The organism is Aeromonas sp. HMWF017 (assembly GCF_003061465.1).
GTDB lineage: Bacteria > Pseudomonadota > Gammaproteobacteria > Enterobacterales > Aeromonadaceae > Aeromonas > Aeromonas veronii.
On record NZ_QAJD01000062.1, the window covers coordinates 24422 to 40653 of the forward strand.

The 16232-nt window shown below is 58.5% G+C and carries 13 protein-coding genes and 2 pseudogenes; 7 read left to right on the plus strand and 8 right to left on the minus strand.

The genetic code is table 11. The features are described 5' to 3' along the window. The 3 genes and pseudogenes from DBR30_RS21670 to DBR30_RS05530 all read left to right on the plus strand — a co-directional run. A pseudogene (locus DBR30_RS21670) lies at positions 1–270 on the plus strand (methyltransferase); the annotation flags it as partial. Positions 271–577: 307 nt separating this feature from the next. Beyond that, positions 578–2041 carry a chitinase gene (locus DBR30_RS05525; RefSeq protein WP_108541406.1) on the plus strand — a complete coding sequence of 488 codons (1464 nt, stop codon included), beginning with the start codon at positions 578–580 and terminating at the stop codon, positions 2039–2041. Between the two features lie 597 nt (positions 2042–2638). Continuing rightward, the gene (locus DBR30_RS05530) at positions 2639–3247 is read left to right on the plus strand and encodes a histidine phosphatase family protein (protein WP_108541405.1); all 609 of its coding nucleotides are present in this window, start codon (positions 2639–2641) and stop codon (positions 3245–3247) included. A 125-nt stretch (positions 3248–3372) separates the two neighbouring features. Here DBR30_RS05530 and DBR30_RS05535 read toward each other — a convergent pair whose 3' ends face one another. Next, positions 3373–4668, minus strand: coding sequence for a sensor domain-containing diguanylate cyclase (locus DBR30_RS05535; RefSeq protein ID WP_108541404.1), 1296 nt, complete (start codon positions 4666–4668; stop codon positions 3373–3375). 57 nt (positions 4669–4725) lie between these two features. Further along, complete coding sequence (gene smrB, locus DBR30_RS05540; RefSeq protein WP_005333198.1) at positions 4726–5250, minus strand: endonuclease SmrB; 525 nt, start codon at positions 5248–5250, stop codon at positions 4726–4728. Between the two features lie 82 nt (positions 5251–5332). Between smrB and prmB the strand changes: the two genes are divergently transcribed. Together prmB and aroC are read left to right on the plus strand one after the other, a co-directional pair. Next, positions 5333–6268: a 50S ribosomal protein L3 N(5)-glutamine methyltransferase gene (prmB, locus tag DBR30_RS05545; RefSeq protein WP_005345333.1), complete on the plus strand. Its 936-nt coding sequence runs from the start codon at positions 5333–5335 to the stop codon at positions 6266–6268. A gap of 12 nt (positions 6269–6280) precedes the next feature. After that, a complete protein-coding gene (aroC, locus tag DBR30_RS05550; protein WP_108588229.1) occupies positions 6281–7369 on the plus strand; it encodes a chorismate synthase in 1089 nt (362 codons plus the stop codon). 112 nt (positions 7370–7481) lie between these two features. Here the strand turns inward: aroC and DBR30_RS05555 are convergent, their stop codons facing one another. Next, complete coding sequence (locus DBR30_RS05555) at positions 7482–8324, minus strand: substrate-binding periplasmic protein (protein ID WP_108540068.1); 843 nt, start codon at positions 8322–8324, stop codon at positions 7482–7484. Between the two features lie 351 nt (positions 8325–8675). Between DBR30_RS05555 and DBR30_RS05560 the strand changes: the two genes are divergently transcribed. Next, positions 8676–10076: a DEAD/DEAH box helicase gene (locus tag DBR30_RS05560; RefSeq protein WP_108540071.1), complete on the plus strand. Its 1401-nt coding sequence runs from the start codon at positions 8676–8678 to the stop codon at positions 10074–10076. Between the two features lie 118 nt (positions 10077–10194). On the opposite strand, the gene DBR30_RS05565 is transcribed toward DBR30_RS05560, so the two are convergent. From DBR30_RS05565 to cra, 5 genes are all read right to left on the minus strand, one after another. Next, the gene (locus DBR30_RS05565) at positions 10195–10845 is read right to left on the minus strand and encodes a hypothetical protein (protein WP_108540074.1); all 651 of its coding nucleotides are present in this window, start codon (positions 10843–10845) and stop codon (positions 10195–10197) included. A 116-nt stretch (positions 10846–10961) separates the two neighbouring features. After that, the gene (locus DBR30_RS05570; protein ID WP_021230153.1) at positions 10962–11348 is read right to left on the minus strand and encodes an MAPEG family protein; all 387 of its coding nucleotides are present in this window, start codon (positions 11346–11348) and stop codon (positions 10962–10964) included. 225 nt (positions 11349–11573) lie between these two features. Beyond that, positions 11574–12131, minus strand: a complete 558-nt coding sequence (locus tag DBR30_RS05575) for a hypothetical protein (RefSeq protein WP_108540077.1) — start codon at positions 12129–12131, stop codon at positions 11574–11576. A 248-nt stretch (positions 12132–12379) separates the two neighbouring features. After that, a complete protein-coding gene (locus DBR30_RS05580; protein ID WP_108540079.1) occupies positions 12380–13573 on the minus strand; it encodes an aromatic amino acid transport family protein in 1194 nt (397 codons plus the stop codon). 636 nt (positions 13574–14209) lie between these two features. Then, positions 14210–15196 carry a catabolite repressor/activator gene (cra, locus tag DBR30_RS05585; RefSeq protein WP_181363498.1) on the minus strand — a complete coding sequence of 329 codons (987 nt, stop codon included), beginning with the start codon at positions 15194–15196 and terminating at the stop codon, positions 14210–14212. Between the two features lie 307 nt (positions 15197–15503). Here cra and DBR30_RS05590 point away from each other — a divergent pair. After that, positions 15504–16232 (plus strand): annotated as a pseudogene (locus DBR30_RS05590) (PTS sugar transporter subunit IIA); the annotation flags it as partial.

The following is a 16232-nucleotide window of genomic DNA, read 5'->3' on the forward strand; positions in this document are numbered from 1 at the left end:
GCATTCTGCGTTTGGGCTTCCGAGCGCAAAGGGATTGTGCTGCCCGCCGGGCTCGACTATTCCGCCTGGCTGGAACACGGGGAGCGCCGCTTTGGTGATGTCGCCCGCATGGAGCTGGTGCGTCATTTGTTTCGCCGTCCCCTCGAGATCTGGCTGGCGCTGGATCGCGCGCTCTTTTTGCAAGAGCAGGGCTATCGGGTCGAAGTGGGGGAGTTTTGTGCCAAACCCATGACCCCGCGCAATATCCTGATCCGCGCCGTGCGTGCCTGACATCCGGCTATTTTGAGCATTTTTCTTGAACATTGATGATGGCTGACAGGTTGAGCCTGTCAGCCATTTTTTTCCATCACGAATAATGAATGGATAGCAGATCACCTGGCGTCTCAATTGTCCCGAAAATGGGCGGCAGATCACGTTTTGGCGTTTTCGTTTGGGTTCATTTTCTTTGTTTCAGCTGTACTGAATATAACAAGGTGAAATGGCTCACAAATTCCGTTCATTTCTTAATTCTCATCGTGAAATTAGTCGTTAAAACACCTACTCTTGGAGCGCATTAATTGAAACAAGGACGATAAACATGTTCAAACCCAAGCGTTGTGCCTGGCTAATTTCTGCTGCCTGCGCGTTGCCAAGCTATGCCGCAATGAGCGCAACCATGAATATTCAACCTGATCCGCAAAATGCGGGAGGATATGTCATTGCGGCCCCGGATCTGGCCGCCGTGGAAAAAGCCAAGACGGCTAATCCCATGTATGCAATATGGGCCAAGGCATTGGCTACCCGGTCAAATAAAATCGTTGATGCCATTGAACCGGGTCAGGCAAGCAATCCTGACAACGTAAAACGGGTTGAACGGGTATTTCCGCAATCTGAATGGGAATATTTAACCCAGATGGCAGCGCCGGAATATACTTATGTCCGCTTCTTGCGAGCCACCGGTAAATTCCCTGCGTTCTGTGGCGAATATACCGACGGTCGCGACTCTGATGCGATCTGTAAAAAATCCATTGTGACCGCCTTTGCCCACTTCTCGCAGGAGACCGGTGGCCATATTGCCAAGGAGAATGTCTCCGATAACCCGCTGGGGTTGGAGGAGTGGCAGCAGGCGCTGGTGCATGTGCGGGAGATGGGCTGGTCAGAGGGACAGACCGGCTACACCACAGGCTGCGGCCAGAACGACTGGCAGAACAAGAAGTGGCCCTGCAGCACGGGTCAGGGGTACTTCGGCCGCGGCGCCAAGCAGCTTTCTTACCACTTCAACTACGGCGCCTTCTCCGAAGCGATGTTTGACGGCGATGCCTCCGTGCTGCTCAACAACCCGGGGCTGGTGGCGGACTCCTGGCTCAACCTCGCTTCGGCCATCTGGTTCTTCCTCACCCCGCAGGCCCCGAAACCGGCCATGCTGCACGTGATTGATCGCACTTGGGTACCCTCAAAACGGGAAGCTGACGCCGGTATCGGCTATGGCTTCGGTACCACCATCAACGTCATCAACGGCGGCATCGAGTGTGGCGAGCAGAACAAGGACAAGGGGCAGCCGGTCAATCGCATCCGCTACTGGGAAGGGCTGGCCAACCACTACCAGATCCCGATAAAGGCGGATGAGAAGAACACCTGCTGGCAGCAGACTCCCTATGGCAGCCTCAATCTTAACGGCGCTACCGACGTGCTCTACACCAACTGGGATGGCAACTGGAAATACTATCCGGATCGCCCGGGCGGTTACTCCTTCGAGTGCGAGCTGGTGGGCTTCCAGACCGCTTATTCTGCGCTGGTGCCGGGTGATTACGAGAAGTGCGTGACCAACTTCTACGGCTCCCACGCCAACTGGCCGAAAGTGCGGATCGTCGCCAAGCTCGATCCCGCCCCGGTCGATCCGGTTGATCCGCCGGTTGATGGTCAGCCTGCCTGGGATGCCAGCAAGGTCTATACCGCGGGCAGCAAGGTGAGCTACAAGGGCGCCGTCTATCAGGCCAAATGGTGGACGCAAGGGGATGATCCCGCCAAAGGTGGCCCCTGGGCGTTGGTTACGACCCAATAAAGAGACAGTCCATCCATTGATTGATAAGGAGAGGGGGCTTGGCCCCCTTTTAATATATTTTTTGCGCAGGGGGCAATATGTGCAGCGATTAAAAAAAGAACCGTCAATCTGGAGGGGGAACTGTATTTGTCAGCCAACTTTTCTTTCCCGATCAAAGTGACGTAAACGGTCCATATCAAACTTTATTGATGGCTGGGTTTAATGTTTCCCCTTGCTGCTCAGTAATATTCAAAAAACGTTGAGTGATGTTTTGCTAAACGATGGGTTAGAAGAGTGCACCCATGACGCCATCCCTCTCGTATTTATTATGAGGGGGGGTTATTCTTCCCATCTATCAACTCATAGCACCCCCGGCTCGCTATTTATTTCTCAGAATGAGAAATGAACATATTGGATGTAAAAGTCATGTGTATTTATTCGTTTACGGATGAGCGTGCGTAGTTCAGCAGATTATTTTCACTGGGAGCTAGGTAATCTTGCTCGATTTAAAATAATTGTTAAGGTGCGCAGATGAATGGGGATTGTCGTCTCGTTATCCGAATGGGAAGTCGTATGCGGTTTAATCACTAAGCAGATAGCAGGAAAGATGAGTGCACCATGGAACTGGTGGTGATCCGCCATGGCGAGACGCAGGTCAATGCGGAAGGGCGTTATCAGGGCGCGCTGGATATCGGGCTCAATGACGATGGCGTGCGCCAGATCTCTTGTCTGGCTGAGAAGGTGGCAGTGACAGAGCCGCCGTTCGATCGGTTGCTGGCATCCCCCCTGCTGCGAACAAGGGAGAGTGCTGCCATCTTGTCTCGTCAGCTGGGATTGCCTGTGGAGCTTGTGCCTGCCTTTCGTGAGAGGGATGTCGGTCAGTTTGAAGGGCTGATGCAGGTAGAGGCAAGAACACGCTATCCCGAACTGTGGGCGCGCAATATCACCCGGCGCTGGGCTGAAGCTCCTCCCGGTGGTGAAACAATTGATGAGGTGATTGCCCGAGTCTCGCAGGGACTCACGGAACTTGCTTCGACCATGCAAGGGGAGCGGATACTGCTGGTGGCGCATGGAGTGGTCGCCAAGGTGATCCGCGCCGTAACGATTGCCGGATTTGATGACTTCTTCGAGTGGCAATTGCCCAACAGCGGCATGCTGTCGGTGAGGCTCTCTCAGGCTGATGGTGGCCCACTGCGCTTTAGCCGTCCCCTTGATGGTTGTGATTGAAAAGTGCACCAAAAGCAGGACGAAAAAAGCGCTACCGAAGAGAATAGCGCTGTCTTTTGTATTCGTTGCGGTTGGTTATCTCTGCAGGCACAGGTTAGCAGTGTCACCAGAGGGCAGGGGGGCCATCAGGTCGGCTCCGGCTCCTCTTTGCGGCAGCAGTTGCGCCCCTGCTTTTTGGCCAAATAGAGGGCGGTATCGGCCCGTCTAACCATCTTCTCTACAGTGTCATGGCTGCCCTTGCTGGCGCTGATCCCGATACTGATGGTGAGGGAGATCTCAAGAGCCCCCTCCAGTGCATGGTGTTGGGATTCGATGGCTAGCCTGATCCGCTCGGCACTGGCCCAAGCCAGCTCGAGGGAGGTTTCCGGTAGCAGCACGATAAACTCTTCGCCACCCCAGCGACCCAGCATGTCCACCTCCCGCAGCTGTTTGCTGATCCGTTTCACCAGACTCAGGATCGCCTGATCCCCCTGCTGGTGGCCAAAGGTATCGTTGACTTCCTTGAAGTGGTCGATATCGATCAGCAGCAGGCTCATGGTATGGCCAAAACGCTGACAGCGTTGCATCTCGGCGTTGACCAGCTCGTTGAAGCGGCGCCGGTTGGCAATGCCGGTCAGGGGATCCGTGGTGGCGGCGACCTTCAACTCCTCCACCAGTCGGGCTCGCTCAGAGATATCCCGCAAGATGGCGGTCATCTCGGTGGTCGGGCCCAGATTGATCTTGGCGATGGTCACCTCCAGCGGAAATTCGCTGCCGTCGCGGCGCAGCCCCATCACCGAGGCGCGGGCATGCATCGGGCGCGAATTGATGGGGGAGCTGCTGAAGGCTTTGAAATAGGTCTCGTGATTGGCGCGAAAACGCTGTGGCAGCAGGGTTTCCAGCCGCTTGCCGAGATAGCTCTCGTCGATGCCGAACATCTCGCAGGCGGCGGTGTTGATAAGCTCGATGCGTGACTCGCTGCTGACACTGATGATGCCGTCATAGGCGGAGTTGACCACCGCTTCGAAGCGGCGGCGACTGGTGGTGAGCGCCTCTTCTAGCTGCATCCTGGCGGTGATGTCGATGGCGGTGACGATGATCCGGGTGATCCGTGCCTGCTCGGGGATGATGGGGGAGAGAATAAAGCGCCACCAACTGGTGCGCGACAGGCTGTCGATAGGCAGCTCGCTCTCGAGCCCGGTCTGCATGCGCACACATTCGTGCATTGGCGGCTCGATGGTATTGGTGATGTAGCGGGGAAACATCTCGCTCAGCTGTTTGCCAATGCTGCCAAGGACATCCAGCTCGAACGCCTTGGCAAAGGTATCGTTGGCAGAGACCAGCACAAAGTGGTCATCCTTGTCGAGACTGAACACCGCCACGGCAGCGCCGATGGCGTCGAGGGATGACTTTATGTCGGCATGGGAACCCTGTGTAAACATGCGACCTCCACGGCGAATAACACATTGATATTCAGTATAGTGTGGTCGTTTGGCTAACTACTCTTCGATATCCAGCAACACCAGAATGGCGCTGTCGCCGCCCCATTCGCGGGGGGCCTGATGGAAGGCGCGCACATTGGGGTGCTGGGCCAGCCAGCTCGGGATGCGCTGCTTGAGGATGTGTTTGCCGATGCCGTGCATCACCGACGCGACGTGAATGTTCTCTTTTTGGCAGAGGGTGAGCAGGGCGGCCAGCTCCTGTTTTGCCTGCTGCTGGTTCATGCCGTGCAGATCCAGGTAGATCTCCGGCGGATAAATCCCCCGCTTGAGCTTTTTCAGCTCAAATTTTGACACATCTTCCCGCACGTAACGGGTCGGCCCATCATCGTCAAGATGGGGCTGATACTCATCGCTGAAATAGTGGTCAACCCCAAGCTTTTCGCGGGTTTCGCGCAATTCGCGTTTCTGCTTGACCGGGCGTAACTCGGCCCTTATGGTATCTTGCTTGATTTTCCGGGTACCTTTTATCGCATCGCGGAACAGCAGGGTTTCCTCGTCTGTCGGTGAGGGCGTTTTTTTCATCAGATGCTCATGTATTAGGTATGCGTCTTGCCCGCAACGTAAACGGGGCTCGGGCCGGATATTACTCGACTTGGAGGTGGATTTGGACAAGATATTTATCGATGAGGTGGTTGCCGAGATGCACACCATCCAGGACATGTTGCGTTGGGCCATGAGTCGTTTCAACGACGCCGGGATTTTTTACGGTCATGGAACCGACAACGCCTGGGATGAAGCTGTGCAGCTGGTACTGCCCGCGTTACATCTGCCACCGGATGTAGACCCGGCCATGCGCCACTCCCGTCTGACCAGCAGCGAGCGTCACCGTATCGCCGAGCTGATTATCCGCCGCGTACAGGAGCGGGTACCGGCCGCCTATCTGACCAACAAGGCCTGGTATGCCGGTTGGGAGTTCTACGTGGACGAGCGGGTGCTCATTCCCCGTTCCCCCATTGCCGAGATGGTGGCCAACCGTTTCGCGCCTTTCCTCAAACATGAACCGACCCGGATCATGGACCTGTGCACTGGCTCCGGCTGTATCGCCATCATCATGGCTCACGAGTTCCCGGAAGCGGAAGTGGATGCCATCGACATCAGCATTGATGCGCTGAACGTGGCCGAGCGCAACATCAACGATCACGGGCTGGAGCAGCAGGTCATTCCGATCCGCTCCGATCTGTTCCGCGATCTGCCGGCGGGCGACAAGTACGATCTCATCGTCTCCAATCCGCCCTATGTGGACTCCGAAGATATGTCGGATCTGCCGGACGAGTTCCGTCATGAGCCCGAGCTGGCGCTGGCGTCCGGCTCCGATGGTCTCAAGCTGACCAAGCGTCTGCTGGCTCATGCGGCAGATTTCCTCAAGGATAATGGCGTGCTGGTGGTCGAAGTGGGCAACAGCATGATCCATCTGGAAGCCCAGTTCCCCGAGATCCCCTTTACCTGGGTTGAATTCGAAAACGGCGGTCACGGCGTCTTTGTGATGACCCGTGAAGAGCTGGTGCAGTATCAGGATCATTTCGCCATCTACAAGAACTAAGCAGGAGCGCGCATGGCAGGGAACAGTTTTGGTCAACTCTTTCGGGTCACTACCTTTGGCGAGAGCCACGGCCTGGCGCTGGGCGCCGTGGTCGATGGTTGCCCGCCGGGGCTGGAGATCAGCGAAGCGGATCTGCAGGGGGATCTGGATCGGCGCAAGCCCGGTACCTCCCGCTACACCACGCCGCGCCGCGAGCCGGACGAGGTGAAGATCCTCTCCGGGGTGTTTGAGGGCAAGACCACCGGCACCTCCATCGGGCTACTCATCGAGAATACCGATCAGCGCTCCAAGGATTACTCAGATATCAAGGATCTGTTCCGGCCGGGTCATGCAGACTACACCTACCACCAGAAGTATGGTCAGCGGGACTATCGTGGCGGCGGTCGCTCCTCGGCACGCGAGACCGCGATGCGAGTGGCGGCGGGTGCCATTGCCAAGAAGTACCTCAAACAGGTGCATGGCATCGAGATCACCGGTTTTCTCTCCCAGCTCGGCCCCATCAAGGCCGAGGCGTTTGACGCGGCGCAAATTGAGCTGAACCCCTTCTTCTTCCCCGATGCGGGCAAGCTGGAAGAACTGGATCAATACATGCGTGACCTGAAAAAAGAGGGCAACAGTATAGGTGCCAAGGTGCAGGTCATTGCGCGCAATGTGCCGGTGGGCTTGGGTGAGCCGGTGTTTGATCGCCTCGACGCCGACATTGCCCACGCCATGATGGGCATCAATGCGGTGAAAGGGGTGGAGATCGGCGACGGCTTTGCGGTGGTGGAGCAGAAAGGCTCCGAGCATCGCGACGAGATGACCCCGGCGGGCTTTGCCAGCAACCATGCGGGCGGCATTCTGGGGGGGATTTCGTCCGGTCAGGAGATCGTGGTGAGCATGGCGCTCAAACCCACCTCCAGCATTACAGTGCCGGGCAAGACGATCAATACCGAGGGCGAGGCCACCGAGATGATCACCAAGGGTCGCCACGATCCTTGCGTCGGCATCCGCGCCGTGCCCATCGCCGAAGCCATGCTGGCACTGGTGTTGATGGATCACCTGTTGCGTCATCGCGCCCAGAATCAGGGGGTGTTGACCCATACCCCGCAGTTGCGCTGATCGGTACAACTGCCCATCGGCTGATCACCCTATATTCGGGATCAGGTTCGGTAACTAACACAAAGGCGACCTCCGGGTCGCCTTTGCTATTTCCGGGAGATTGCTTACCCCGTCAATGCTTGCTGAGGGTGCGGGTCAGCAGATCTGCGGCCCCCTGATCGGCCGTGAGGCGACAGCTGGGGGGCGAGAACTTGCTGCGGGTGTTGGGCAAGGCGCTGATGGCCTGGTTGATCTTGAGGAGCTGCTCTTCGCTCATGCTGTTTTTGGCAAACATCAGGCTGACCGGTTGCTGTTGCAGCAGTAGCTGGCAACTGATAAACCTTTCGGCCTCCAGCTGGGCCAGCCGATAGCGGGCATATTGCCACTCAATGATGATGCCATCGAGGCGACGGGCCAGCAGCAGATCGAGCAGCCGATCATCGGTATTGTACTCGGTCACTTCCTTGATGGCAGGGCACTCCTTCAACTGCTCGACGGGGTGGGTGCCGCGCAGCTTGCCAATCTTGAGACCCTGCTCGTGACAGAGGCTGGCCAGGGTATCGAGCTTCTCCCAGCGATCCTGATGGCCGGGGATGGGGTTATTGCTCAGCAGCACATAGGCGCTCTGGCGATAGGGGGCCGAGAAGCGGGCATATTTCTGACGCTCCGGCAGTGGCAGGGCGGCCATCGCCACATCCAGCTGACTGTGCTCCACCATATGCAGCGCCCGCGCCCAGGGGATCAAACGAAACGTGGGGGTAAAGCCTGCCTGGGTGAGGATCTGGCGGGTCAGGTTGATATCCAACCCGTCCAGTTCCCCTTCTCGGTTGATCTGGCTAAAGGGGGGCCAGTGACTCCAGGCCACGGTCAGGGTCTGGCTGGCTTGCAGTGCAGGGCTTAACAGCAGAAGCAGCAGGCCGATCCTTGCCTGCCAGTGGCTGCGGCCATTGCCCCGTGAACGATATCGGGTTGTCATCGCTAAACCTCGTTATTTTGTTCTGCTATCCCGTGTTTCTGCCACCTGCGTACTATGCCTGCGGGGGGAGATATTATGTTGTCAGTTAATAGTGTGGTACTTGCATCATTCGTCAACGGGATTATTCGGGGGACAGTAGGGATCTTTTCTGTTCGTGCTGGGAGGAACATCACATTTTTCTCGTTTATCCCGGGCAACTCCGTTAGACTGCGCCTCTATTCTTTCCCCTTTGCTCTGCTCCCCGGGGAAATCGTTGTTTTCTCAATAGGCCCAGACTTGTGAGATGGCATCGGCTCAGCAGAGGAGCCCCACCACAACGTTATCCGGCGCCACTATCCCTAGCAGGTATCTATGAGTTTTACTTCCCTCGGTCTGGCCGAACCCTTGTTGCGTGCCGTTGCCGAACAAGGCTACGACACCCCGTCTCCCATTCAGCAGCAAGCGATCCCCGCCGTTCTGGCTGGCCGCGATCTGATGGCGGCGGCCCAAACAGGGACCGGCAAGACCGCAGGCTTTACCCTGCCGATGCTGCAACGTCTGATGGAGAGCAAGCGCAAGGTCTCTCCGAACCGCATTCGTGCGCTGGTGCTCACCCCGACTCGCGAGCTGGCTGCCCAGGTGGGCGAGAGCGTGCGTAACTACGGCAAACACCTGCCGATGCGCAGCCACGTGGTGTTCGGCGGCGTCAGCATCAATCCGCAGATGATGGCGACTCGCCGTGGTCTGGACGTGCTGGTGGCCTGTCCCGGCCGCCTGATGGATCTCTACAACCAGAACGCCGTCAAGTTCGACGAAGTGGAGATCCTGGTACTGGACGAAGCGGACCGCATGCTAGACATGGGCTTTATCCGCGACATCCGCCGCATCCTGGCACTGATGCCGAAGCAGCGTCAGAACCTGCTGTTCTCCGCGACCTTTGCCGAAGAGATCCGCGAGCTGGCCACTGGCCTGCTCAACAACCCGGCGGTGATCGAAGTGGCCCCGCGCAACAGCACTGCCGAGCGTATCGAGCAACTGGTGCACCCGTGTGACAAGGCCAACAAGATCGGCCTGCTGAGCCATCTGGTCACCAGCAACAACTGGCAGCAGGTGCTGGTGTTCACCCGTACCAAGCACATGGCCAACCGCGTTGCCGAGACCCTCGACAAGACCGGTGTCAGTGCTGCCGCCATCCATGGTAACAAGAGTCAGGGTGCCCGTACTCGTGCACTGGCCGGTTTCAAGGATGGTAGCGTCAAGGTGCTGGTGGCGACCGACATCGCCGCCCGTGGTCTGGACATCGACAAGCTGCCGCAAGTGGTCAACTTCGAGTTGCCCAACGTGGCGGAAGATTACGTGCACCGCATCGGTCGTACCGGCCGTGCCGGTGCTGCCGGTCACGCCATCTCGCTGGTGGCTGCAGATGAAGGGAAGCTTATCAAGGCGATCGAGCGTCTGACCAAGCAGAACATTCCGTGCGAGCAGGTGGCCGGTTTTGAAGCCTCCCGCGAGACGCTCGATAACATAAGCCGTGGTATCGGCGCGCCGCTGCGCAAAGAGCCCCGTGATCCGAGCGAGCAGCGCCGTGCGCCGCGTCCGCAAGGTCAAGGCCAGCGTCAGGGGGCCGGTCGTTCTGCCGCCAATGGCAATGCGGGTGGTGCCCGTACCGGTAACGGTGGCAAGCCCAAGCCGCAAGGTGGTCAGCGTCCGGCTGATGGCGCTGGCAAACCGGCTCAGGCCCGTCGTCCACGTCGCTCTACCCACAACCAGTAAGCGGCTCGGGAGTTTGACTCCCCAGCTATGCGGTTGACTGAAAAGCCCTGCCAATCTGGCAGGGCTTTTTGTTTTTTCAGCCATGTAATCGGCACTGTGTGGTGCTGCGAGAACAGCGCTAGATGGCGGAGAGGTACTGCTTTTGCATTGCCAGCCAGCGGCCGTTATTGATAAACGCCAGCTGTACCTTGAGCAGGGCCGCAATTTCCGTCCGGTGCTTTTTATCGAGGTAGAGAAAGACCTGCTCTTTGGTGATCTTCTGCCAGGGGGACGCCAGTGCGGGTTGAGAGGCGGGGCGCATCTTGATGAGCCAGTCCACTTTGCCTCGATGCAGTTGGGCAAGCCCCTGCTTCTCATCGTTCAACCAGATGACCTGATAGTTGCCGAGGAAGCGCTCGCACCACTGGATGCCACGCAGGCAGCCAATCACGGTACCCTTGGCAGGGGGCCAGTTCGGGTTATCCCTTGGCTGACCATAAATCGCCGCCTCCGAGATGGGAGCACCGATCTGCAGCAAGTGGGGATAGGTCTGATCAAAGCCCTTGATCCGGGCCATATCGCCATCGACGGCATGGTCTGCTTCAATCAACTTTTCGCAGCGGGCATAGGTGCAGGGGATCAACTGAAAGTCGATGCCGGCCCGGCCAAACCAGTCATGAATAAAAGGGCGCAATATCGCAGTGTGTTCGACCGCTGCCGCCAGCTTTAGCGGGGTTGCGTGGGCAACGGGAGTCAGCCCGACAAGCAGTAACCAGCCAATCCACTTCATATTGTACTCCTGAATCGGGCTTGTTTAAGCAGCGCTGTTGCGACGATCTGTGCAGTGAAGAATAGCCGATGGGGATGGCTGGCAGACCGCTTCGCCAGCTATTCGTGACGGCCAGGTCAGGGGAGCAGCGCCGTGATCAGGATATGGGCCGCGCTCACCAGGATCACAGTGAAGGTCAGCCCCATTCCCGCCACCCGATAACGGAAGTTCTCCGGCGTGCGGCTCATGCCAAATGCATGGCAGAGGCGGCCAAGCAGCAAGGCACTCCCCAGCAAATGAACCAGCCAGGGTGCATGGCTGCCGGTTTCGACGAAATAGATGAGCAGCAGGGCGAGGGGGACATACTCGGCAAAGTTGGCGTGTACCCGCATGGCCCGCAGCATGGCGGGGTCATCCCCATGCCCCAGCGCCACCTTGCGGCTATGGCGGGTGCGAATGGTTCGAATGCTCAGCAACACAAACAACAGGGCGAGCAGGGCCGCGTAAACAGGCAGTATGGTCATGGTATCTGGCTCCTTGTGTGATGATATCGAGTGGCTGGTGTTCAGAGACGCTTTATTGCTCGGCATCTCAATGGTTTGCCTTGAGGGTAGCAGCAAACTGTCTTAGCACGACCGTCATCCACTCACTCGCCATCGGCCAAGCGCAGGCGCAAAACAAACAGCCCTGCCGAGGTGGCAGGGCTGTTTGTTGATCATATTGATGGTGGGCAGAGCAGAGCCCCGTCATTACCCCTCGTAAGGGAGGGAGGAGTGGTGCAGCACGATACGCACCTTGCCATCATCCCCCTTCTTGAAACCCCAGGTCTTGTCGACCGTGGTCTCCTTGTTATCGCGATCCACCAGATGAACCTTGCCCATGGTCAGCGCCATGTCGCCGTTGATATAGACGACGGCATTGTCATAGCGATAGCTCTGCCAGTTTTTCAGGGCAAAGCCGCTATCGGCCGGATAGGCGCTGTTGTTGCCGACAAAGTAGGCCAGCGCCCCCTCGCGGTTGGTACGAAAGGTTTGCTCGCCACCGGCGAGGGTGGGTTTGAACAGCACTGGCCCCTGCTGGTAGCCATAAGCGCTGTCGAGTACCGCCTCGGCGGTGGCTTTGGCGCGCTCAATCCCACCGGCACGATAGTCATCGCTGATCTTGATGAGCGCCGCGCCCCAACCATCCTGCGCGGCCTTGATCTCCGCCTCGGTAATATTGTTGTTCGCGATTTCGGCGGCGCTAAGTGCGCCGCTGGCGGCAAGCAGGACGAGGGCAAGGGTGCTCTTCTTGAGGTGCAACATCATTGTTTTCAAACTCCTGAAAGCGATAAACGAGGGGGCAGTGTAGCGAGCGGGCATGAACGGGTTTTGAACTGATTATTCAGGGTTGAGTAGTATAAAGGTCGGTAAATAGTTGAAGGTTTGGGTGTTTGTTTGGTAAGGGGCGCTCTCTTGATTAATGGCGGATGCCTGTATCCAACTTGATTTCTTTTCCAACAAAAAGCCCCGCCAAGTTAATTGGCGGGGCTTGGTGGGGCATTCAGTATCGGGGATTACAGCGTTGGCAGCAGTCCCATGCTGACGCTGATCTGGACGCCGACAATCAGCATACCCATGGCGGCGGCCACTCCCAGCGCCACTACGCCACCCGGGGCGCGGTAGTGGTGGGCTGGCGCCTGTTTGCGGCTCTGCCACACCATCGCCACCGGCAGCAGTACCGCGAGGATCGCCAGCGCAATAGCAGCGTATCCGAGGGCCATGATAAAGCCCTGCGGGAAGTAGAGGGCAAACAGCAATGGCGGCACGAAGGTGATGAGGCCAGTCTGAGTGCGGCCCTGCCAGTTGTCCTTGCGGCGGGTTGCCTTGGCCATAAAGTCGAACAGCCCCAGCGTCACCCCGAGGAAGGAGGTGGCGAGCGCCAGATCGGCAAACAGGTGCATCGCCTGATTAAACGCAGGCCAGCTCACCAGCTTGCCGACGTTGGCCAGCAGGCTGTCCAGCGCGCCGCCGGTTTGCAGCAGTGCTTGCTGGCCGAGCAGACCGAGGATCGCCACCTGCCACAGCACGTAGAGGATCAGCGGCAGGGCTGAGCCCCAGACAAAGACCCTACGCAGCTGTTTTGGGCAGTCACCGAGGTAGAGCATCACGCTCGGAATGGAGCCGTGAAAGCCGAACGAGGTGAAGATGACCGGCAGGCCCGCCAGCAACAGGCCCTGACCCAGCGGCATCGAGAGCAGATGCTGCCCTTCGGTGCGGGGTAGCAGCAACGCCAGCACCACCACCATGATCACCAGTTTGACGGTGAACATCAGCCGGTTGAGGTAATCCACCGAGCGGGTGCCGACACAGACCATGCCGCCAAACAGCAGGGTAAAGGCCCAGGCGGCCTGCTCTTGGGTCAGGGTCATGCCCGCATCGGCCAGCGCCTGTGCCAGCAGGCTGCTGCCGCCGCTGATGTAGGCGGAGGCCAGCGAGTAGAACAGCATCAGGATACAGAAGGAGGCGATGCGCTTGCCCCAGGGGCCGAGCAGATGATCCGCCAGCTGGTGCAGGTACCACTTGCCGGTGTTGAGGCTTGCCTCTACTTGCAGCATGGCGGTGAAGGCCATCAGGGCCCAGAGGCCGACCATCAACATCAGGGTGGCGGGGCCGCCGAGGGAGGAGGAGGCCAGCGGCAGGGCCAGCATGCCGGCACCTATGGTGGTGCCGGCAATCAACAGGGTACAACCCAGAGTTTTGGTGTTCATGTTATCCATCCGAAAGTGAGCGGAGATGTTGCAAACAAGAGAGAGCCAGTTGGCTGTGTCGGGAGGCGCCTCCGGGGAAAAAGCCGGAGGCTAGCAATATCGGCGTGGAAACATCTGTACCTGAAACCTGTCGGTTGTAAAATATGGTTGCCACGTTAACGGATCAAAATAGCGGAGACAACCCCTAAAAAGCAGATCTTGTGCTGTGGAAGGTATTTAAGTGGAAATATAAAATGACACTTGACGCTATGCGCCTAAAAAATGTGCGCCTTGAGGTGTTGATGCCAATCCGCTTGAACCGGCCCTCGGGATCGGAGGGGGTTGCTACTGGCGTGGGGAAGAGGCGGCAGAGGGCAAAAGGTGGCGCTATCGGCCCGAATGGTTCGGTATAAGTAAAAATAGGGTCATATGGCCAAAAACCATAAATTCAATTTATAGCGAGCCGATGGACCGATAAACGTGCCCTGAGCAGGGGTTGCAAGCCCTGTCGGCCGGTCGGCCGATCTCCGATGGCCAAACAGGCGCGTGCAAGATGGGCATTGAGAAGAGCTGCCGCACAGGCTGTCAGTTCTGGCTGCTCATGCAGGCAGTTTGTACCGGCAGCCTGTGCGGTTGTGAGCGATTGCCGCAGACGGCTTAGCGACGGCGCTTGAGGGTGCGGCTCACATAGTGCAGCCCGCTCTGGTATTCGCCATTCACCGCCTTGAGCGCCAGCTCCAGCGCCTGGCTCGCCAGCGCGTCGTGCTGCTGGGGCAGGGAGTTGATGCCAAAGGGGAGGAAGTCGAGCAGGCGATCGTCCCCGAAGGTGGCCATGGCAAGCTGGCTCATATCGATCTCTTGCTCCAATAGATAGTCCAGCACCCCCTCCATCAGGATATAGGAGGTAGTGATCAGTGCTTCGGGCAACTGGCCCAGCTGCTGGTGCAGATCCTTGAGCAGGCGATACCCCTCAAGACGGGAGAAATGATCCCCCTCGCACAGGTGGCGAGCCGCGCTGTGACTGGCGACCGCCTGCTCGAAACCGGCTTTTCGCTCCTGACTGATCGTGAGTACCGGCAGCGCGGTGATCAAGGCAATATGGCGCAAAGTCGGGGTGAGCAGGGAGCTGGTGAGAGCAAAGCTCGCTTTCTCGTTTTCACTGGCGACGGTGACGAACTTGTCGGCGGCCATCGCCCGGTCGATGGCGAGGATTTGGCTGCCTTGCGCCTGCAATTTGCCGTAGAAGGGGTCGTCCGGGGGTAGGCAGCTGGCCACCAGCAGGGCATCCACATGGCGGCTCACCAGCATCTGGGCCAGCTCTTTTTCGGTAGCGGGCTCATCTTCCGAGCAGACGATGAGCAGCTGATAGCCCTGCGCCCGGGCCCCCTGTTCCAGCCGTTTGGCCAGCTTGGCGTAACTGGCGTTCTCAAGGTCGGGCAGGATAAAGCCGAGGGTCCTGGTCTGGCCGCCGCGCAGGGAGGCGGCGCGGCTGTCCGGCTGATAGTTATGGGCGGTGACAACGGCCATCACCTTGTCGCGGGTGGCCTGACTGATGCGGTATTGATCGGCCTTGCCATTGATCACATAGCTTGCCGTGGTGCGCGAGACACCGGCGAGGGCGGCGATTTCATCCAGTTTCATCATATTGGCTCTGTTTGAGTTGCAAGGCCCACGGTCACTGCCGAGTGAGGGCACCGAAAAGTGTGCGCGGGATCATATCATTGAAAAGCACTCTTTGTGGGTACTTGATCAATTCGCTGAAACGATTCAGTCTGAGTGTAAGTGAAACGATTCAGCTTGTCAGCAGCACCGCTTCGCAGAGATGCAGAGCAGGGTGATAAAACCCGGTCAGGATCACATTTCGAGGTATCCCGACTATCGTCAGCTGGCAGGCAAACCGAATGTTCAATTGTGTTGACCCGGCGATGCCGGGACCTGATGGAGAGTGGCTATGTTGAAGTTGGTGCGAGAGCAGATCTTGCTGGGGCAGTCGGTGGCGACCAAGGCCGAGGCGATTGCCCTGTTGGCAGGCAAACTGACCGAGGCCGGTCTGGTGGAGGCGGGCTATGTCGATGGCATGCTGGCCCGTGAGGCGCAGCATGCCACCTACCTTGGCAGCGGCATCGCCATTCCTCACGGCACCACCGACACCCGTCATCTGGTGAAGAGCACCGGCGTCATGGTGGCTCAGTTCCCCCACGGCATCGAGTGGGACGAGGGGCAGATCGCCTATGTCGCCATCGGTATCGCCGCCAAGTCAGACGAGCATCTGGGCATCTTGCGCCAGCTCACCCATGTGCTGGGTGACGAGCAGGCGGCAGCCCAGCTCAAAGAGGCCACCGACGCCGACACCATCATCAATATCCTGACCGGCGCCACTGCCGCGAAAGAGGTGCAATACCTGACCCTGGCTGACTTCCCGGCCGATGATCGCGACCAGCTGCTGCTGGGCGCCGCTGCCCGCGCCAAGTCCGCCGGTTGGGGCGATGCCGCCATGGTAAGCGCCCTGCTGGCAAGCGAACCTGCCTATCTGGGCGAGGGCATCTGGCTGGCCCGTGCCCATGTTCAGCAAACAGCATCGGCCCAGACCGGCTGGGTACTGGCCACCCCGAGCAGCGAACTTCGCGCAGGGGAGCTGCCGGTCTGGGCCGATGCTGTTTGCTGAACATGGGCACGGGCC